The following is a 20,912-nucleotide window of genomic DNA, read 5'->3' as shown; positions in this document are numbered from 1 at the left end:
TTTACCGACATATAAGGTACATGTAAAATGACTGATGCTGTTCAAAACGAAATGAATCAAGAGCAAATTGCGCAAGAAGAGAACAAACTCATCGCAGAGCGTCGCAGCAAGCTGGATCACATCCGTAAGAGCTGTAAAGCGAATGGCCACCCAAATGACTTTCGTCGTGACAGCCTTGCGGGCGATCTTCAACAGCAATTCGGTGAAAAGAGCAAAGAAGAGTTAGAAGCCTTAAACCATGTTGTGGCGATTGCAGGTCGTATCATGGCGAAACGTGGCCCTTTCCTTGTTATTCAAGAAACCTCTGGTCGTATTCAAGCTTATGCTTCAAAAGAGGTTCAAACTGAGCTGAAGGAAAAATACCAAGGTCTAGACATTGGTGACATCATCGGCGTGAAAGGTGCGTTGCACAAATCTGGCAAAGGCGATCTCTACGTTAATATGGAAGAGTACGAATTGCTGACAAAGGCACTTCGTCCATTACCAGAGAAGTTCCACGGTTTGACTGACCAAGAGATGCGCTACCGCCAACGTTATGTGGATTTGATTGTTAATGAAAGTTCACGTAATGCGTTCATTGTTCGCTCTAAAGTAATGACTGCAATTCGTAACTTCATGATCTCAAAACAGTTCATGGAAGTAGAAACGCCAATGATGCATGTGATCCCTGGCGGTGCTAGTGCGCGTCCATTCATCACTCACCACAATGCGCTCGACATGCCAATGTACTTGCGTATCGCACCTGAGCTTTACCTTAAGCGTTTAGTTGTGGGTGGCTTTGATCGCGTGTTTGAAATCAACCGTAACTTCCGTAACGAAGGTCTTTCTCCTCGCCATAACCCTGAATTTACTATGATGGAATTCTATATGGCGTACGCAGATTACAATGATCTGATGGACTTTACTGAGGAGTTATTAAGCACTGTGGCACAGGAAGTTTTAGGTTCGACTTCAATGCCTTATGGTGATGAAACGGTAGAATTTGGTGGTCAATATGCTCGCATGAGTATGTTTGAAGCCATCAAACACTACAACCCAGAGCACGCTCAAATCCAAGCGTTAACTGAACAGGATCTGCAAAACCGTGAGCTCATGGTATCTATCGCGAAATCGGTTCATGTAGACGTTGAACCTTTCTGGACTTGCGGCCAACTGCTTGAAGAGATCTTCGGTGAAACGGCCGAACCTAAGTTGATGCAACCGACCTTCATCACTGGATACCCTGCGGATATTTCACCATTGGCGCGTCGTAGCGATAACAACCCATTCTTCACCGACCGTTTTGAGTTCTTCATCGGTGGTCGTGAAGTCGCCAATGGCTTCTCTGAGCTTAATGATGCTCAAGATCAAGACGAGCGCTTCTTAGCGCAAGTGAATGCCAAAGATGCTGGCGACGATGAAGCCATGTTCTACGATGCTGATTATGTTGTTGCGTTAGAGCACGGTCTCCCACCAACGGCGGGTCAAGGCATTGGTATTGACCGTTTGGTGATGTTACTCACCAACACCCATACGATTCGTGACGTTATCCTCTTCCCTGCGATGCGCCCACAGCAGTAATTGCTACTTTCGTTCCGATAAACCGCCTAAATAGGCGGTTTTTTTTTGCATTAGTCTGAAAAGTTTTGTTCACTAGCGTGGGCTAACAGACAAAAATTTCGAAAGGATTATGAAATAGTTCCCTATATTAAATGGCAAAGCGCTTATTTGTTGTCTAGTCTTATGATTGAGACAGACTACAGCGCCAAGTCTCGTTAATGTAACAGCCGTTTAATGTGCCAAAAGTAGCACTGCATATAAATTTAAAGATAAGGAATAATAGATGGGCACTCAATTCCGAATGGATTCTGTCCCTGGTTCGCTTGTCGTCGTTGGTGGGACATACGAGCCTTGGTTATCTGTACTTGAACAGGTTGGTTGGCGTTGTACACAATGCGCAGATTTACGTAAAGCGGATGCCTTGTTTGCAGAAACAGGCCCATGCATTGGTATTGTTGATTTGAGCCATGATGAATTCAGCCTCAATGGCATTGCCAATTTGGTCAGCAACCATAAACAAGTACGTTGGTTGGCGTTCATTCGCGAATCACAGTTGAGCTCGGATACGATTTGCCAATTCATTGTTAACTTTTGTATCGACTTTTTTACGGCGCCGATTCCCGATGCGCAGCTACTGAGCACCATTGGACACCAACTTGGAATGCTTAAGTTAGAGAAAAAAGTATGGCCACATTATGGAGCAACAGGGGATATTGGTTTAATTGGTGAGTCCACTCCCATGAAGCGCTTGCGTGATCAGATCAAACGCATCGGCCCTACAGATGTCAGTATCCTCATTTATGGGGAAAATGGAACGGGCAAAGAGACGGTCGCGAGAGCGGTACACAAAACCTCGTCTCGCGCACAAAAACCTTTTATTTCAGTGAATTGCCGAGCTTTATCGGAGAGCCGCTTTGAATGTGAGCTGTTCGGTATTGGTTGTGAAGACTCATCTCAAACTTCATTATTGGAGCGGGCAGATGGTGGGACGATCCTACTCAAAGATATTCTCACGCTACCTAAAAGCCAACAAGCGAACCTCTTGCGCTTCCTGCAAGAAGGAACGATAGAAACTTCAATGGGTGTCAAAGAGGTGGATGTGCGTATTTTGGCCGCCAACTCTTCCGATATTGAAAAAGCGCTGATTGATGGCAATTTTAACGAAGAGCTGTACCACTATATCAACGTATTGCGTATTAATGTCCCGAGCTTAAAAGAGCGGGCGGGTGATATTGCTTTACTGGCACGCCACTTCTTGCAGGAGTATTCAAAAGAGTTTAACGCGCAGGCGCGCAGTTTTACTGAAGAAGCGGCGCGCTCATTGGCTCGTTATCACTGGCCGGGTAACGTTCGTGAGCTGATGAATCAGATCAAACGTGTGGTGCTGATGTCCGATTCAGTCATGTTGGATGAATTGCAACTCGACTTACCAAAACGCAGTGATGGTAAGCGCAGCCTAAAAAGCATTCGTGAGCGTTCAGAGCGAGATGCGCTATTACTGGTTCTAGAATCCAACTCAGGGCAAGTATCAATGGCCGCCAAAGAGCTAGGTGTATCTAGAGCTACTATGTATCGCTTGCTTAATAAGCATAACTTAATCACTGAAAATACCTATTAACTTGATGATTATTCAAGTAAAAATGGCCACATTTAATCCATGTGGTCATTTTTTATAATCATATCTTTTGCGAATAAGTTATTCTCTAGCTGAATGTGTCACTTATTTGCTGTCATCGGCTTTCATTTTAGGTTAATGCATTGTTTTTTAATTGTTTGAAAATTAAGAGTTGAATAATCACCTCAGTTGCATAGAATTTAACCGTGAGCCGTGCTCACACACTCATTTCACTTTGGATTAACTATTTGCTTGGAGGCGCAACATGAATCATTTCGTTTTTGTTCATACTGTTCGCGTTTCTATCGATCTTACTGCGCCTAAATCGTCTCTTACTACAGACGCCTGTCGTATGTTTGATGATAAAAAAGGCACCGATTTTTAGTTAATCCGTAACCTTGAGATAGGCTGCGGAAAAATGGCAGCTTATCAAAGTGTTGATCCACCTTGTTCGCCCCCATTTTTCCAGCCGTCAACGTTTAGTTTACTACTGGAGAATACTCATGCGTCATTCAATTTATTTACAACTTGCTACTTTACTGGTCCGTGCTGATTTACGCCGTGAAGAGCGTCAATGGCAACTAAATGTTCGCCGTCATGCTTTTGAGCTGCCTTTTAATAGCCAACACTTGCTTAAAGATATTGGCTTAGAAAGTGATGGACGCGCTATTGGCGTTTCAGTCCCTGACTCAATTAAAGCTGAACGTCATATTCGTCATCTTCGCCGTGTGTTAAGCATGCGAATAACAACGTAAAACGAGGGGCTAGTGGCTTCGCTAGCCCCGAAGATATCTACGGACAAGGGTTGGAGTAAGTCGTCCCAATCTCTTGAATTTTAAGAAGCAATTCATTACTGAGTACGACATCTAAACTATCGATATTTGTTTTCAACTGCTCTAGGTTTGTCGCGCCAATGATATTGGATGCGACAAACGGACGTTGATTGACAAACGCCAATGCCATCTGTGCTGGATCAAGGCCATACTGGTTAGCAAGCTCAACATAAGCGTGAGTGGCTTGTACACCTTGCGCCGTAAAATAGCGAGAAAAGCGTTCAAATAGGCTGCACCGAGCACCGTCAGGTCTTGCGCCATTTAAATATTTACCACTCAAGCAACCAAACGCCAGTGGCGAGTAAGCCAGCAGTTGGACACCTTCGAAGTGGCTAATCTCAGATAAGCCAATTTCAAAGCTGCGATTCAGTAAATTATAAGGGTTTTGGATAGAGACAATTCTTGCTAGATCGTGTTTTTCTGCCAATTTTAGCAACGTCATCACGCCCCACGGGGTATCATTTGACACACCGATGTAACGCACTTTTCCAGCCTTGACGAGATCATTAAGCGCTTCGAGCGTTTCGATTAAAGTGACTTCTTCTTGCTGATCAGGATAAGGGTAGTTAAGTTGGCCGAACATGTTCGTTTGGCGTTGAGGCCAATGTAATTGATACAAATCGACATAGTCTGTTTTTAAGCGTCTTAAACTATCATCAATCGCTAAATGAATGTTGCGTCTATCGAGTGACATCTTTTCGCGGATGTGAGGCACGTTACGCGGGCCTGCCACTTTAGTCGCTAACACCACTTTTTCACGTTTACCTGATTTTTCTAACCAGTTGCCAATATAGCTTTCGGTCAGACCTTGGGTTTTACCGTTGGGGGGAACTGGGTACATTTCCGCAGTATCGATGAAATTCACACCTTGGTCTAAGGCGTAATCGAGCTGCTCAAAGGCTTGTTGTTGGCTATTTTGTTCACCAAAAGTCATGGTACCTAAGCAGATCTTGCTCACTTCCAGTGTGGAATGAGGCAGTTTGGTGTATTGCATATTCCTTCCTTGATGCTCTCGCTGGTGTAGTGTGTGACGTTTTTACTATAAGCGAAGATGGCAGTGAAACGGAAACGAATTGTGCTGTGAAAGATCAAACGGTTACGTTTTTCATGAGCAATAACGAGCACTTTTAAATAAAGTGTTGCTCAAGAATGCTCGCGGTAAATTGAGTTCGAAGATAAAAGCCTCGTGGCAGGGTTTTGATAGGTTTGCCATTAGCACCGTAGGCTTCGGTTAATGCTCGCCCATTTGCCGCTTTTGGCCTGAGCTGTAATACTTCACCGTGCTTAGCGGTGATCTGCTCAACTTTGCCAAGAACGATGAACTCCATCAGTTCTTCCCAATCATTTTTTAGCTGCTGTTCTTGTGCAGGTGAAGGGCTCCATAGCAATGGCGATCCGACATGGCGCTGGGCTAGGGGGATCTCTCGCTCACCCTCTATTGGGATCCACAGTACTCGAGAGAGTTTATTTCGCACGTGGCTTTGCTCCCATGTTAAACCATGAACACCGGTGAGTGGGGCCACACACACAAACGTTGTTTCGAGCGGTTTTCCAGTGTAACTGATTGGAATACTTTTGAGCTCGATACCTAATTGCTCGAAATCTTGCTGAGGTTTGCTGCCTGCTGTTGCACCCAAATGCCACTCTAATAGCTGACCGACCCATCCTTTATCTTTTTTTAAGTCAGGGGGCACGGTCATCTTGGCTTCTTCGGCCAGTTGACTAAAGCTTAAGCCTGCAATGTCTTGGGCTCTAAGCATTAATTCATGTTCAGTTTTAGGTGCAGGTTTCATGATACTTTGAATGATAAAAACGCGATTGTAGCAAATTCTTATACACAATGTGCTGTCGTTTCTTTTGCTTAAAAGATCATCGCAATTCAAGTTATCCACAGGTTGATCGGAAAAATATTCCATTTTTTGTTTGTCTGTATGCATTTACAGGGTTTTGCTTGAGAGAGTGGGCCTCTTAATCAGTAAATCTTATTTCTACTAGAGTGGGGGTGTGGATAACGAGCTAATTGGTGGATCTTTGAGCATGTTGTGAAAGGATCAATTTTTTGTTAATCGCAACGTAATGTGAATAATGGAAAATCCAATTAATTCATTGTTTTTAATGTATTTAATTTATTATTATCTTTTTTATATTGGTCCGTATTCTTTTGCTTTTTGGGGAAGTAAGTCGCTATCTAGAGATTCTTCACATAGTTACTCACAGAAAAGGTGAATAAATGTGGCTGGTGTCGCATTATTTTGTTGATAACTTTAAATTTGATGAAAAGTTATCCAATTAATGATTAGGAATACATAAATCTCGTGTTAATCACACTAGTAAGTTTGCTCCTATTGGGGATATGTGGAAAAATCAAAGCAATTAAGATTTTACTAGAGGTTGGCCAGTGATCGATGGCGATGGTTACCGACTCAATGTTGGTATTGTGATTTGTAACAACCATGGTCAGGTATTCTGGGCGAAACGATACGGACAACACTCTTGGCAGTTTCCACAAGGTGGAATTGACGACGATGAAACTCCTGAACAAGCGATGTTTAGAGAGCTTTACGAAGAGGTTGGGCTTACAAAGAAAGATGTGAAAATCATAGCAACAAGCCGTCATTGGTTAAGATATAAATTACCAAAACGGCTCGTTCGTTGGGATTCTCAACCTGTCTGTATTGGGCAAAAACAGAAATGGTTTCTTCTGCGCTTAGAGTGTGATGAATCAAGAATCAACATGCAGCGCGGCAGTACCCCTGAATTTGATGGTTGGCGTTGGGTCAGTTATTGGTATCCAGTGAGGCAAGTAGTCTCTTTCAAGCGAGATGTTTATCGTCGTGCCATGAAAGAGTTTGCATCATTCGCGATGCCATTTAAAGAACGTAATAACAAAGGTAAGCGCAAAAATAAAAGAGGATAGACATGCTCTCTCAGCTAAGGGAAATAGTTGAACAAGTATCCAAGGTAGAAGATGTACACCAAGCCTTGGATATTTTGGTTAAGCAAACGTGCAATGCGATGAGTACCGAGTGTTGCACTGTCTATCTTGCTAACGAAGAAAAACATCGCCTAGAACTGATGGCAACGCAAGGCTTAAAGTTCAAAGGCGACAAAATCCACATCGGTTTTGACGAAGGTTTAGTGGGCTTAGTGAAACGTTCAGCTGAGCCAATCAACATTGCTGAAGCGTCGAAACATCCTAATTTTAAATACTTCAAACAGCTTGGCGAAGAGGTGTATCAAAGCTTTCTTGGTACGCCGATTATTCATCGCAAGCGAGTATTGGGTGTCTTGGTCGTGCAGCAAAAAACACCTCGCTTATTTAGTGAGATGGAAGAGTCTTTTATTGTCACTCTGGCGGCGCAAGTGGCCGTGATTATTGCTCATGCTCAAACACAAGGGCAGTGGCTGCTTTCGAAAAAGCAGTTATCCACCAGTGGCATTGCTGCGTCATCTGGCATCGCGATTGGTGAGTTTTGGTGGGATGACACCCAGCCTCAACTGTCTGATGTTTACCCCGCCTCAACGCTCGATATTGAACGAGAACAAGAGTGGCTAGTGCTGGCGGTAGAAAGCGCCTTGAACGATTTTCGTCGTTTAAGAAAAAAACTCGATAGTGATATTAATAAAGATGCGTTAGCCATCTTCGATCTCTTTACTCATCTACTCAATGATCCGATGCTACGCAACGATCTGAAAAGCCAGATCCAAAAAGGCGATCGTGCAGATTGGGCATTACGGCAAGTTGTGGAGAGTTATTCCAACCGTTTTGCGAAGATGTCAGATGTTTACTTACGTGAGCGTGCACAGGATATTCGTGAGCTAGGTCAGCGACTGCTATTCTTTTTGCACAACACTGAGCATGATCAGCAGCAACTTGATAAACCGATCATTTTGGTGGTACGCGAACTTACTGCTTCAATTCTCGCCGCTATTCCTAAAGATAAATTACTGGCGGTGGTCTCTTTAGAAGGGGCTGCCAATTCCCACGCAGCAATATTGTCACGGGCGCTGGGCATTCCCGCAGTGATGGGGATTTCACTTAATCTCAAGGAGATCAACGGTAAAAAGGGCATTGTCGATGGTTATAGCGGCAAGGTTTTTATCTCACCAAATAGACAAATTCTGGCGGAATATCGCGCTTTAGCTTATGAAGAAAGCGAACTTTCTCAAATGGTTAATGAAACCATTGCAGAAGCTCCTTTTACGCAAGATGGCACACGTATTGAAGTGATGCTCAATGCTGGATTAAGTGCGGATACCAACATCGCAATTAACCAAGGGGTTGATGGTGTCGGGCTGTATCGAACCGAAATTTCCTTTTTGCTGCAACATCGCTTTCCATCAGAAGAAGAACAAGTGCAGCAGTATCGCAGCGTTTTGAACGCTTATCCTGATAAACGGGTGGTGATGAGAACGTTAGACATTGGTGGCGATAAAGCACTGCCTTATCTACCTATTGAAGAAGACAATCCCTTTCTTGGTTGGCGAGGCATTCGTTTTACGCTCGATCATCCCGATATTTTTTTGATTCAACTGCGGGCGATGATGCGTGCCAGCGGCGATAACCAAAATCTCAGCATTTTATTGCCCATGATTTCAGGAACGAAAGAGTTGGACGACGCAATGCGGTTGATTGAGCAAGCGTATCGAGAAGTTTCTAGCGTTGATGATCGGATCATAATGCCCAAGATTGGCATTATGATTGAAGTACCATCGATGATTTATCTTCTACCATTGATTGCGAGCAAAGTGGACTTTGTTTCGGTTGGAACCAACGATTTAACCCAATATTTGTTGGCCGTTGATCGGAACAATGCACATGTTGCTGATGTCTATGACTCCATGCATCCAGCGGTGGTGATGGCGCTTAAACAGATTTTAGAGACTTGCCAGTCTCATCGTATACCTGTTTGTGTGTGTGGTGAGTTGGCCGGAGACCCTATCGGTTCACTGTTATTAATTGGTTTGGGTTATCGCATGCTAAGTATGAATACCTCCAACGTAGCCAAGGTCAAATATTTGGTGAGGCACTCTCAATTAGGACAGTTACAGCGACTTGCTGACAAAGCGTTGATGCAACCTTACGGCAACGACATTTATAATATGATGCACTCATACTTTGAAGATAAAGGCTTTGCTGGCTTTATCCGCGCAGGCAAAAAATAGGAAGCAATGTGAATTTTGAGTTGATGGTGTTGATGGTGTTATTGGGCTCAGTCGTTGGTTTTATGGCTGGTTTACTGGGCATTGGTGGTGGTTTAATTGTCGTTCCGGCGTTGCTTCTTTTGCTTCCCAAGGCGGGTATTTCCCCCGAACTTAGTATGCATTTAGCGTTAGCGACATCGCTAGCGACCATCATTGTTACTTCGGCTTCTTCGGCATTAAATCACCTTAAATTGGGCAATGTGGATATGTTTGTCGTCAAGTGGCTCATGCCCGGCGTTATCGTCGGTGGGTTTGTTGGCTCAATGATCGCAGATGTGATTCCGACTCAATATCTACCGAAAGTATTTGGCGTGATTGTTTTTTGCCTGGCGATTCAAATGTTTTTATCGATAAAAGCGCAAATGCAAAGATCGATGCCCGGTGCGTGGGTGACCATGCTATGTGGCAGTGGTATTGGTATTGTCTCTAGTTTAGCGGGAATTGGTGGCGGTTCGCTCTCCGTTCCTTTTTTGAATCGTCATGGCGTTGAAATGCGTAAAGCCGTCGGTTCTTCTTCTGTCTGTGGGTGTGTGATCGCAATCTCTGGCATGATTGGTTTTATTTTGCACGGTTATCAAGTGGAGAATTTACCACCTTACAGCATTGGCTATGTCTATTTACCTGCGTTAGTCGCCATTGCTTCGACCTCAATTCTCACTACTCGATTAGGAGCGCGTTACGCGACTCAGTTACCGACGGCGGTATTGAAAAAAATATTCTCCGTTTTTCTGATGGTTATAGCGGCAACTATGCTGTTTTAATCACTTATTATCTTCACCTCATTTTTAGTAAGAGAACACGTTTATGTCTCAGGGTTTTATACAGTTCCCAAATATTGATCCCGTGCTGATTGCGATTGGCCCTATATCCATTCGCTGGTACGGCTTAATGTATTTAGTTGGTTTTGTTTTTGCGATGTGGCTTGCCAATCGCAGAGCGGACAAACCAAATAGTGGCTGGACTCGTGAGCAAGTCTCGGATTTGCTGTTTGCTGGATTTTTAGGGGTGGTCATTGGTGGTCGTGTCGGTTACGTGTTGTTTTACAATTTTGATCTGTTTCTCCAAGACCCGCTCTATCTTTTTAAAGTGTGGACAGGCGGGATGTCTTTCCATGGTGGTCTACTTGGCGTGATCAGTGCAATGTTTTGGTATGCACGGAAAAATAACCGAACGTTTTTTGGTGTCGCCGATTTTGTGGCTCCTTTGGTTCCATTTGGTTTAGGCATGGGACGACTAGGCAACTTCATGAACAGTGAATTGTGGGGGCGAGTAACCGATGTTCCATGGGCGATCATTTTTCCAAACGGCGGGCCTTTGCCTCGCCATCCATCACAGCTTTATGAGTTTTTCTTAGAAGGGATTGTGCTGTTTATTATATTGAACCTGTTTATCCGCAAAAATCGGCCAATTGGTTCAGTCTCAGGGCTATTTTTGATAGGCTACGGAACATTCCGTTTCCTTGTCGAATATGTTCGTGAACCTGATGCACAATTAGGATTGTTCGCTGGATTTATCTCCATGGGGCAAATCCTGTCGCTACCGATGATCATTGTCGGTGCACTGATGATGGTATGGGCGTACAAGGTTAACCATAAAGTGACTCAATAGTGTTAAGGATAGTTTGTGAAACAGTATCTTGAACTTTGTCAGCGAATTGTTGATGAGGGCGTTTGGATCGAAAATGAACGTACCGCCAAACGCTGCCTAACGGTGGTTAACGCTGATCTCACCTACGATGTAGGTCAGAATCAATTCCCGTTAGTGACAACGCGTAAAAGCTTCTGGAAAGCCGCAGTTGCTGAGCTGCTTGGTTATATTCGTGGCTACGATAATGCAGCCGACTTTCGCGCTTTAGGAACCAAAACGTGGGATGCGAATGCGAATTTAAATGCAGCTTGGCTTAACAATCCATACCGCAAAGGTGAAGATGATATGGGCCGCGTGTATGGCGTTCAAGGACGTGCGTGGGCCAAGGCGGATGGTGGGCAGATTGATCAACTGCGTAAGATTGTTGATGATCTTTCACGTGGCGTTGATGATAGAGGTGAAATCCTAAACTTTTACAACCCAGGTGAGTTTCATATGGGTTGCTTGCGCCCCTGCATGTACAGTCATCACTTTTCGTTGTTGGGTGATACTTTGTATCTCAATAGTACGCAACGCTCGTGTGATGTCCCGCTTGGCTTGAATTTTAATATGGTTCAGGTCTACGTGTTCCTCGCAATTATGGCGCAAATTACCGGCAAAAAAGCGGGCGTGGCCTACCATAAGATCGTCAATGCGCATATCTATGAAGACCAACTGGCGTTGATGAAAGATGTACAACTTAAGCGTGAACCGCTCCCTATGGCGAAGTTTCATATCAACCCGAAAATTAAAACGCTAGAAGATCTTGAAACTTGGGTTACCTTGGATGATTTCTGGATTGAAGGCTACCAATGCCATGATGCAATCCAGTACCCGTTTTCGGTTTAGTTGCCCTCTCGCATTATTAAAAAGTACTGTTTTCTAGTTGTAAAAAATCCCCGAAGCGTTGCTCGGGGATTTTTTTTGATCTGTCGTGTGGTTTGTTCGTTACTTAAGCCGTTAGTGCCAGTATACCGCCAGGCATAATGATAAAGACCGATAGTAAATAACCCGCAACGACCGCTTTATTCTTTGTTGCCATCTCAGCAATCATTTCTGCGCCTTTAATTGGCAGTTCACGTAAAAACGGAACCCCATAGATTAGTAGCGTAGCGAGTAAATTAAACGTTAAGTGAACTAAGGCAATTTGCAAGGCAAAAACCGCAAACTCTCCAGAAACGGCCGTTGCCGCGAGTAGGGCGGTAATGCAAGTGCCAATATTAGCCCCTAAAGTGAATGGGTAAACATCGCGTACTTTCAATACACCAGTGCCGACCAGCGGAACCATTAAACTGGTGGTAGTTGAAGAAGATTGAACCAATACAGTGACGATTGAACCTGAAAGGATTCCGTGCAGCGGTCCGCGCCCAATGGCATCTTTGAGTATCTCTTTCGCACGACCCACCATCAAACTCTTCATGAGCTTACCCATGACAGTGATAGCCACAAAAATGGTCGCAATACCAAGAACAATCAACATCACGCCACCTACAACTTCACCAAAAGTGATCAGCTGGCCTTTTAGTGCCGTGATAATTGGGCTCGTGATAGGTTTGATAAAATCGAGTCCTTTCATGCTCATATCACCAGTAGAGAGCAAAGGTGACACAAGCCAATGAGAAATTTTCTCTAAAATACCAAACATCATCTCTAACGGTAGGAAAATTAGTACCGCCAAAAGATTAAAGAAGTCGTGAATTGTTGCACTTGCAAAAGCGCGTTTAAATTCGACTTGGCAACGAACGTGTCCAAGGCTAACAAGCGTGTTGGTTACTGTGGTGCCAATATTGGCACCCATAACCATTGGGATCGCCATTTCAACAGGTAATCCGCCAGCCACAAGACCGACAATGATAGAGGTTACGGTGCTTGAAGATTGAATCAATGCTGTGGCGACTAACCCTATCATCAACCCCGCTATTGGGTGTGAGGCAAACTCAAACAGTACCTTAGCTTGATCACCTGTCGCCCATTTAAATCCACTACCTACCATCGCCACTGCAAGTAGCAGTAGGTAGAGCATGAATGCCAAGTTCGCCCAACGCAGCCAACGAGTGGTACTCGCAATGGGTGCAGCAGTAGTTGTCGCTTGGTTCATTTTCTTTTCTCCATTGACCTTTTGAGTGTTGTTCGGTCTGTTGTTGAATCTGAGCGAGATAGTAGAGAATAATTATTTCATTTATATGACAGTGGGTTTCTCATTGATAACTCTGATAAAAACAAGTTTCACGGTGACTTTTAATTCTTTATTTATTGAATTTTCATGATGTTATGCGATTTTAACAACGTGGAGGAGGAGGGCGAGGGACGCTAGTTTTAGATATTTTATGACGAAGTTGTCATTTTTGAACTCTAACTGCTCGGTATTAAGATTAGCTAACGTTCTTAAGTTCGGTTTTTCCGAGTTAATTGCTCATTTGGCTTGGGTTTGTTATAAACAACGACCAGATAAAATTGAGTGTCCTTATCATGTTTCACCTCAACTATAATCATCTTTACTACTTCTGGATGGTATGCAAGCAGGGATCGGTCACTAAAGCTGCAGAAGCACTCTTCTTGACTCCACAAACCGTCACTGGGCAAATTAAGGCTTTTGAAGAGCGCATGGATGGTAAGCTTACTAAGCGTAATGGTCGTAGCATTGAACCGACAGAACTTGGGCAACTGGTTTTTAAATATGCTGACCGGATGTTCGGCTTAAGTTATGAGATGCTCGATATTGTCAATTATAGTCAGCGCTCTAATCTGCTGTTTGATGTAGGAGTGGCGGATGCCCTCTCTAAACGGCTTGTCAGTAAAATACTGATGACGACGGTCCCGGCCGATAGCAGTATCCACTTGCGTTGTTTTGAATCGACCCATGAAATGTTGTTAGAGCAACTTTCACAACACAAATTGGATATGATTCTCTCTGATTATCCCGTCGATTCCAGCCAAAGCCCGGGCCTGTTCAGCAAAAAACTGGGTGAGAGTCACATGAGTTTTTTTTGTTCAGGCAAGGTTGAAAATGTCTCTTTTCCCGCCATTTTAGAGCAGAGAAAGTTGTTGATACCGGGAAGCCGAACCGCGATGGGGCGTAATCTATTGCAATGGTTTGACCGTCAAGGCCTGAAGCCGAATATTCTGGGGGAGTTTGATGATGCGGCATTGATGAAAGCTTTTGCGCGTTATCATCATGATGCAATTTTTTTAGCACCCTCAATCTATGTGACTGAAGTTGGTGATGATCTTCCTTTGCAACTCATCGGTCAGATTGATGATTTAAAAGAAGAGTACTACGTCATTTTTGCTGAGAGGATGATCCAACATCCGGCAGTGAAAAATGTTTGCGATGCAGATTTTAATAATTTGTTTGTATGATGCTTTCACTACTAACGATAAATAGATTACTATCTCATTATCTAGCAATATTATTAATTATCGCTTGCCAAGTAATACTAATCTAAACTGGTTATACGCCTTCTGATGCCGTTATTGACGCTCTATTGAATGGTTGCCGTCATAAACGGTATAACAATTAAACTACGTAGAAAAAGGTACTAACCTTACTTATAAACTCATAACCTGTTGGGTTAAGGAAGATGCAAACTTGTGATGCGTTTGATGTAAGAAGTTGTTCCAAGGGAGCTTATTCATGAACCTACAAGAAATGGAAAAAAATTCCGCTAAAGCAGTGGTGTTGTTAAAGGCTATGGCTAACGAAAGACGCCTACAAATATTGTGTTTATTACACAATCAAGAACTGTCGGTTGGTGAGCTATGTGGGAAATTAGAATTGAGTCAATCGGCACTTTCGCAGCATCTTGCTTGGTTAAGAAGAGATGGGTTAGTGGATACAAGAAAAGAAGCTCAAACGGTTTACTACACACTCAGCAGCCATGAGATCAAGGCGATGATTGAGTTGTTACACGGTTTATACTGCCGCTAGTGTTTTGAAAAATACACAATCCGAAATTATGTTTCAGTAACATAGTTCGGATTTTTTTATATTAAAATTAGAGTAAATACTTTACTTGACATTGCAGATATAAAAAAACCGGCCTTAGCCGGTTTTTATTTTCGCGTGGAACCAAGTCTAAATTATAGAGCTTTGATTGCTGCAGCGAAACGAGACTTATGGCGAGCAGCTTTGTTCTTGTGAACAAGACCTTTAGTCGACATACGGTCAAGGATTGGTGTAACTGCAGCAAATGCAGCAGTTGCAGCTTCTTTATCGCCAGCTGCGATAGCTGCGATGGTTTTCTTCATGTAAGTGCGCATCATAGAACGACGGCTAGCATTATGCTGACGACGTTTCTCAGCTTGGATAGCGCGCTTCTTAGCAGATTTACTATTTGCCAAGGGTCTAACTCCCAAAAACTTAGTTCGGTGACAATTTAAGGGCGGGGAATATCCCTTATTTGCTCTCAATTGTCAAATGATTTGTGCAAAAACCGTTCTAGGCCAAACAAATTTTGGTATAGGAAGGTCATCGCGGTTAAGATGCGGGGATTCTAACAGTATTTTTTTTCCAATGCTAATACTTATCTGATCTCGCACTGACATTCCTTATGTGTTGTTGTGGATAATGACGTTTTGGCTTGTTTTTCGAGGTAATAGTGAGCAAACGCCTACTCAAATCTGGCTTGATTGTCAGTGCTATGACGTTGATTTCTCGTGTGTTGGGCCTAGTTCGTGACGTAGTTGTTGCGAATTTGATGGGGGCAGGTGCGAGTGCCGATGTTTTTTTCTTTGCTAATAAAATTCCTAACTTTTTACGTCGGCTATTTGCCGAAGGGGCTTTTTCTCAAGCGTTTGTTCCAGTACTGACCGAATACCATTCATCCGGAGATATCAATAAAACACGCGAGCTGATCGCTAAAGCATCTGGCACATTGGGGGTGATTGTCACTTTGGTGACTGTTGTGGGGATCTTATGCTCTGGTGCGGTCACGGCACTGTTTGGGGCTGGTTGGTTTTTAGATTGGCTTAATGATGGTCCTGATGCGCATAAGTTTGAGCTTGCGAGTTTATTATTAAAAATCACTTTTCCTTACTTATGGTTCATCACTTTTGTTGCTTTATCAGGAGCGATTCTCAATACCCTGGGCAAGTTTGCCGTCTCTTCTTTTACCCCTGTATTTTTGAATGTGATGATCATCGGTTGCGCTTGGTTTTTGTCGCCGCACTTACAGCAACCGGAAATTGGCTTGGCGATTGGCGTCCTTCTTGGGGGATTGGTCCAGTTTCTATTTCAAATTCCATTTTTGCTCAAAGCAGGTTTATTGGTTTGGCCTCAATGGGGTTGGAATGAACCGGGGGTTGTGAAAATTCGCACCTTGATGTTGCCCGCTCTTTTTGGGGTATCGGTCAGTCAAATTAACTTATTGCTGGACACCTTCATCGCCAGCTTCTTACAAACGGGCTCCATTAGCTGGCTTTACTATTCAGACCGTTTGCTAGAATTTCCGTTAGGCTTATTTGGTATTGCGATTGCTACCGTTATTTTGCCCGCATTATCCCGTAAACATGTCGATGCCCACAGCGAAGGATTTTCGCAAACCATGGATTGGGGTATTCGTATGGTTTGTCTGCTCGGTTTTCCTGCGATGTTAGGCCTGATTGTGTTGGCAAAACCGATGCTTATGGTGCTATTTATGCGAGGTGAGTTTACCCCGAATGATGTCAATCAAACGGCGTTGTCACTCTATGCATTTGGTTTGGGCTTGATCAGTTTTATGCTGATCAAAGTGCTCGCACCAGGGTACTACTCTCGGCAAGACACCAAAACGCCAGTTCGTTATGGCATTATCGCCATGATCTCTAATATGGTCTTCAATGCACTTTTAGCGTGGCATTTAAGTTATGTTGGTTTGGCGTTAGCTACGTCATTATCTGCTTTTATCAACATGGCACTGCTTTACAGAGGGTTACATGTGCAAGGGGTGTATCAGATCACCCGTAAAACTATTGGTTTTATTATTCGCTTAATGGTGGCCAGCAGTGCGATGGTTGTGGTCATTGTTTGGCAATTGGAAGAAATGTCAACGTGGCTAGAGTGGAGTCTGACACAGAGGGCTACATCATTGGTGATGCTGATCAGTATCGGTGCGGTCAGTTATTTGCTTTGCCTAGCCGTGCTTGGCGTGCGTTTAAAAGACTTAAAAGCGGCGACAGATTAATGGTGATTAGTATATAATCCGTCGGTTTCGCACCTTGCTAATTGAGAACTATAGGTTTTAAGCATTTTCTAATGGAATTGATTCGCGGCATTCACAATATCAAGCCACAGCATCATGGCTGTGTATTAACCATCGGAAACTTTGATGGTGTTCATTTAGGACATCAGCAAGTTTTGAAGCAAGTATCCAAGAAAGCGCAATTATTGGGTTTACCTTCGGTGGTCATGACGTTTGAACCGCAGCCATTAGAATTATTTGCCAAGCACAATGCACCAGCTCGATTAACTCGATTACGTGATAAATTTGTGCAATTGAACAAGCAGTCGGTTGACAGATTGTTATGTGTGAATTTTAACCAGCACTTTGCTAATTTAACGGCAGAAGCTTTTATTCGTGACTTGTTGGTCGCTCAGTTGGGTGTTAAGTTTCTGGTGATTGGTGATGATTTTTGTTTTGGTAAAAATCGCCAAGGTAATTTCAGTATGCTGCAGCAAGCTGGACAACAGTTTGGTTTTGAGGTGGTAAGTACCCACAGTTTTTGCTTGCAACAACAAAGAGTGAGTAGTACTGCTATTCGTAACGCTTTAGCAAGCGATGACTTAGTGTTAGCTAAGCAGATGCTCGGTCGTGATTACGGTATCAGTGGTCGAGTGTCGCATGGTCAAAAGTTAGGGCGAACCATTGGTTTTCCTACAGCGAACATTCCGCTTAAGCGCTGTGTTTCACCGGTCTCTGGTGTTTACGTCGTCAATGTCTATGGCCTTGATAACTCGCCTATCGGAGGAATTGCCAATATTGGTAATAGGCCAACAGTCAACGGGGTTCGCCAACAACTTGAAGTACACTTGTTTGACTTTCATGCCAATTTATATGGCAAACAGCTAGAAGTGGCACTTTTACATAAGCTTCGAGATGAAAAGAAATTTGAATCTTTTGGAGCGTTAAAGCAACAAATTGAATTGGATGCTGATGCGGCAAGGGTGTGGTTGCATCAGCTAAAGAATTAGTCGGATTATTCCACCGATTAATATCATGTCTAACGTCGCCCAATATAACGGAATTAAGAATCGATGAGTGATTATAAAGATACCCTGAACCTACCTGAAACAGGGTTTCCAATGCGTGGCGATCTGGCTAAACGTGAGCCAGAAATGTTAAAGCGTTGGTATCAAGAAGATCTTTACGGCGAAATCCGTAAAGCCAAAAAAGGCAAAAAATCTTTCGTATTGCACGATGGCCCTCCTTATGCCAACGGTGATATTCATATTGGTCACGCACTGAATAAGATTCTTAAAGACATTATTATCAAATCGAAAACCTTATCTGGTTTTGACGCGCCTTACATCCCAGGTTGGGACTGTCACGGGCTACCTATCGAATTGATGGTAGAGAAAAAAGTCGGCAAACCGGGCCAGAAAGTGACCGCGGCTGAGTTTCGTGAAAAATGCCGTGAATATGCAGCAGGTCAAGTGGAAGGCCAGAAAGAGAGCTTTAAGCGTTTGGGCATCATGGGTGAGTGGGATAAACCTTATCGCACCATGGATTTCGCCACCGAAGCGAACATTATTCGCGCATTGGGTAAAATTGCCGATAAAGGCCACCTGCTGAAAGGTTTCAAACCCGTTCACTGGTGTACTGATTGTGGTTCAGCACTGGCTGAAGCGGAAGTTGAATACAAAGATAAAGTGTCACCTTCGATTGACGTACGATTCAAAGCAGCCGATGAAGCGGCGCTGCTTGAAAAGTTCACGCTCGCGGCTGATCACGCCGGCCACGGTCAAGTGTCGATTGTCATTTGGACAACCACACCTTGGACCTTGCCAGCTAACCGCGCAGTCTGCTTACGTGATGATCTTGAATATGTTTTGTTGCAAATTGAAGCAGACGGTGAACGCCCTGCTGAACGCATTATCGTTGCGTCAGAACTTGCAAAAAGTGTCATGGATCGTGCTGGTATCAGTCATTACCACAACCTTGGTTTTTGCCAAGGTGCAGACCTTGAACTAATGCCTTTTAATCATCCATTTTACGCATTTACTGTGCCTGCGATTTTGGGTGAGCACGTAACTACTGAATCGGGTACTGGCGTCGTTCATACTGCACCTGGTCATGGTCAAGAAGACTTCGTGGTCGGTCAGCAATACGGCCTTGAAGTAGCCAACCCTGTCGGTTCAAACGGCGTATATCTAGCAGACACCGAGCTATTTGCTGGTCAACATGTGTTTAAAGCGAATGACTCTGTACTTGAAGTACTGAAAGAAAAAGGTGCTTTGTTGCACCACCATGCCTACGAGCATAGTTATCCTCATTGCTGGCGTCATAAAACCCCAATCATTTTCCGTGCAACACCACAATGGTTTGTCTCTATGGAGCAAGCCGGTCTGCGCGCCCAAGCTTTAGAATCGATCAAAGGCGTACAATGGATGCCGGAATGGGGTCAAAGCCGCATCGAAGCAATGATTGAAGGTCGTCCTGAATGGTGTATTTCTCGTCAGCGTACTTGGGGTGTACCGATTGCGCTATTTGTGCATAAAGAGACGGCAGAACTTCATCCTAATAGCCCTGTGCTGATTGAAACAGTGGCGCAATTGGTAGAACAAAAAGGGATTCAAGCGTGGTGGGATGTCGACACTGCTGAGATCTTGGGCGAAGAAGATGCCAAGCATTACGAAAAAGTACTCGATACACTGGATGTGTGGTTCGACTCTGGTGTGACTCACTACGCCGTTGTTGATAAGCGTGAAGAGTTCAATGGCCACGGTGCAGATCTGTACCTTGAAGGTTCAGATCAGCATCGTGGTTGGTTCCAATCTTCATTGATTTCATCGGTAGCAATGAAAGGTGCTGCGCCTTACAAACAAGTATTGACGCATGGCTTTGTGGTCGATGGTCATGGCCGCAAGATGTCAAAATCAATCGGCAACGTGGTTGCGCCAAAAGATGTCACCAATAAACTGGGTGCAGACATCCTGCGTCTATGGGTTGCATCGACTGATTACACTGGCGAAGTGGCGGTTTCTGACGAAATTCTAAAACGTTCGGCGGATGCTTATCGCCGTATCCGTAATACAGCACGTTTCTTCTTAGCCAACCTCAATGGGTTTAACCCAGCAACGGATATGGTTGCAGCAGACGAGATGGTGTCGCTGGATCGCTGGGCTGTAGGCCGTGCCTTTGCGGCGCAACAAGAAATTGTCAAAGCATATGAAGAGTATAATACGCATGGCGTGATCCAACGTTTGATGCACTTCTGCTCAATTGAAATGGGTTCGTTCTACCTTGATGTGATTAAAGATCGCCAATACACCGCTAAACAAGGTGCACATGCACAGCGTAGCTGTCAAACGGCGCTGTATTACATCGTTGAGGCTTTGGTTCGTTGGATGGCACCGATCATGTCATTTACGGCTGATGAAATTTGGAACGAAATGCCAGCGATGCAAGCTAACGGCGAGCCGCGTGAAAAATTTGTCTTCACGGGTGAGTGGTTTGAAGGTCTGTTTGGGTTAACTGAAGGCGAAGAGTTGAACAATGAATTTTGGGCAGAGATGCAAAAAGTTCGTAGCTCGGTGAACAAGTTGCTTGAAACTGCTCGTAGTGAAAAAATCATTGGTGGCTCATTACAAGCTGAAGTGGTGCTGTTTGCTGATGACGCTTTAGTGGCTAAGTTGAACAAGCTTGAAGATGAACTGCGTTTTGTACTGCTGACATCAAAAGCGATAGTGAAGCCTCTGGCTGAGAAAAGCGATGCGGCACAAGCAACGGAAACTGCAGGTTTGTTTGTGTTGGTGAGCGCAACCGAAGCAGAGAAGTGCGATCGCTGTTGGCATCATACTCCTGACGTTGGCACTATCACTGGTCATGAAACTATTTGTGGCCGTTGTGTGTCGAACGTGGATGGTGAAGGCGAAGTTCGTAAGTTCGCTTAATAAT

17 protein-coding genes are annotated in these 20,912 nt (G+C 44.0%); 13 read left to right on the top strand and 4 right to left on the bottom strand.

Features of this window, described 5'->3' with window-relative positions; genetic code table 11:
* Positions 1-27: 27 nt before the first annotated feature.
* The 3 genes from lysS (at position 28) to AACV12_RS17680 (ending at position 3,909) form a co-directional block, all read left to right on the top strand.
* A complete protein-coding gene (gene lysS / locus AACV12_RS17690; RefSeq protein ID WP_013857598.1) occupies positions 28-1,560 on the top strand; it encodes a lysine--tRNA ligase in 1,533 nt (510 codons plus the stop codon).
* Between the two features lie 262 nt (positions 1,561-1,822).
* A complete protein-coding gene (gene vpsR, locus AACV12_RS17685; protein WP_017043264.1) occupies positions 1,823-3,157 on the top strand; it encodes a cyclic-di-GMP-binding transcriptional regulator VpsR in 1,335 nt (444 codons plus the stop codon).
* A gap of 500 nt (positions 3,158-3,657) precedes the next feature.
* Positions 3,658-3,909: a hypothetical protein gene (locus AACV12_RS17680; RefSeq protein WP_064624481.1), complete on the top strand. Its 252-nt coding sequence runs from the start codon at positions 3,658-3,660 to the stop codon at positions 3,907-3,909.
* Between the two features lie 37 nt (positions 3,910-3,946).
* Here AACV12_RS17680 and AACV12_RS17675 read toward each other — a convergent pair whose 3' ends face one another.
* Both AACV12_RS17675 and mutH read right to left on the bottom strand, forming a co-directional pair.
* Positions 3,947-4,981 (bottom strand): NADP(H)-dependent aldo-keto reductase, encoded by a 1,035-nt coding sequence (locus AACV12_RS17675; RefSeq protein ID WP_013857595.1) that lies wholly within the window; start codon positions 4,979-4,981, stop codon positions 3,947-3,949.
* 133 nt (positions 4,982-5,114) lie between these two features.
* Positions 5,115-5,780: a DNA mismatch repair endonuclease MutH gene (mutH, locus tag AACV12_RS17670; protein ID WP_026028083.1), complete on the bottom strand. Its 666-nt coding sequence runs from the start codon at positions 5,778-5,780 to the stop codon at positions 5,115-5,117.
* A 605-nt stretch (positions 5,781-6,385) separates the two neighbouring features.
* On the opposite strand from mutH, the gene rppH reads away from it, so the two are divergent.
* The 5 genes from rppH to AACV12_RS17645 are packed head-to-tail and all read left to right on the top strand — an operon-like array spanning position 6,386 to position 11,667.
* Entirely contained in the window at positions 6,386-6,904 is a 519-nt protein-coding gene (gene rppH, locus AACV12_RS17665; protein ID WP_010319133.1) for an RNA pyrophosphohydrolase, read from the top strand.
* A 2-nt stretch (positions 6,905-6,906) separates the two neighbouring features.
* On the top strand, positions 6,907-9,153 hold the full coding sequence (gene ptsP, locus AACV12_RS17660) for a phosphoenolpyruvate--protein phosphotransferase (RefSeq protein ID WP_019281127.1): 2,247 nt from the start codon (positions 6,907-6,909) through the stop codon (positions 9,151-9,153).
* An 8-nt stretch (positions 9,154-9,161) separates the two neighbouring features.
* Positions 9,162-9,953: a TSUP family transporter gene (locus AACV12_RS17655; RefSeq protein WP_170901111.1), complete on the top strand. Its 792-nt coding sequence runs from the start codon at positions 9,162-9,164 to the stop codon at positions 9,951-9,953.
* Positions 9,954-9,996: 43 nt separating this feature from the next.
* Positions 9,997-10,800 carry a prolipoprotein diacylglyceryl transferase gene (lgt, locus tag AACV12_RS17650; RefSeq protein WP_013857591.1) on the top strand — a complete coding sequence of 268 codons (804 nt, stop codon included), beginning with the start codon at positions 9,997-9,999 and terminating at the stop codon, positions 10,798-10,800.
* A gap of 15 nt (positions 10,801-10,815) precedes the next feature.
* The gene (locus AACV12_RS17645; RefSeq protein ID WP_017043268.1) at positions 10,816-11,667 is read left to right on the top strand and encodes a thymidylate synthase; all 852 of its coding nucleotides are present in this window, start codon (positions 10,816-10,818) and stop codon (positions 11,665-11,667) included.
* A 103-nt stretch (positions 11,668-11,770) separates the two neighbouring features.
* On the opposite strand, the gene AACV12_RS17640 is transcribed toward AACV12_RS17645, so the two are convergent.
* Positions 11,771-12,916 (bottom strand): Na/Pi symporter, encoded by a 1,146-nt coding sequence (locus tag AACV12_RS17640; RefSeq protein WP_170901109.1) that lies wholly within the window; start codon positions 12,914-12,916, stop codon positions 11,771-11,773.
* 371 nt (positions 12,917-13,287) lie between these two features.
* On the opposite strand from AACV12_RS17640, the gene nhaR reads away from it, so the two are divergent.
* Positions 13,288-14,178 carry a transcriptional activator NhaR gene (gene nhaR, locus AACV12_RS17635; RefSeq protein ID WP_026027442.1) on the top strand — a complete coding sequence of 297 codons (891 nt, stop codon included), beginning with the start codon at positions 13,288-13,290 and terminating at the stop codon, positions 14,176-14,178.
* 274 nt (positions 14,179-14,452) lie between these two features.
* Complete coding sequence (locus AACV12_RS17630; RefSeq protein WP_026028082.1) at positions 14,453-14,746, top strand: ArsR/SmtB family transcription factor; 294 nt, start codon at positions 14,453-14,455, stop codon at positions 14,744-14,746.
* A gap of 152 nt (positions 14,747-14,898) precedes the next feature.
* Here AACV12_RS17630 and rpsT read toward each other — a convergent pair whose 3' ends face one another.
* The gene (gene rpsT, locus AACV12_RS17625; protein WP_026027444.1) at positions 14,899-15,159 is read right to left on the bottom strand and encodes a 30S ribosomal protein S20; all 261 of its coding nucleotides are present in this window, start codon (positions 15,157-15,159) and stop codon (positions 14,899-14,901) included.
* 257 nt (positions 15,160-15,416) lie between these two features.
* Between rpsT and murJ the strand changes: the two genes are divergently transcribed.
* The 3 genes from murJ (at position 15,417) to ileS (ending at position 20,908) form a co-directional block, all read left to right on the top strand.
* A complete protein-coding gene (murJ, locus tag AACV12_RS17620) occupies positions 15,417-16,979 on the top strand; it encodes a murein biosynthesis integral membrane protein MurJ (RefSeq protein WP_026028080.1) in 1,563 nt (520 codons plus the stop codon).
* 71 nt (positions 16,980-17,050) lie between these two features.
* Positions 17,051-17,986 carry a bifunctional riboflavin kinase/FAD synthetase gene (ribF, locus tag AACV12_RS17615; RefSeq protein ID WP_026028079.1) on the top strand — a complete coding sequence of 312 codons (936 nt, stop codon included), beginning with the start codon at positions 17,051-17,053 and terminating at the stop codon, positions 17,984-17,986.
* Positions 17,987-18,049: 63 nt separating this feature from the next.
* Positions 18,050-20,908 carry an isoleucine--tRNA ligase gene (ileS, locus tag AACV12_RS17610; RefSeq protein WP_170901107.1) on the top strand — a complete coding sequence of 953 codons (2,859 nt, stop codon included), beginning with the start codon at positions 18,050-18,052 and terminating at the stop codon, positions 20,906-20,908.
* Positions 20,909-20,912 lie beyond the last annotated feature (4 nt).

The sequence above is a fragment of the Vibrio sp. 2-2(8) genome (assembly GCF_963888495.1).
Classification (GTDB): domain Bacteria; phylum Pseudomonadota; class Gammaproteobacteria; order Enterobacterales; family Vibrionaceae; genus Vibrio; species Vibrio anguillarum.
This window is presented reverse-complemented; position numbering and strand designations above follow the sequence as displayed.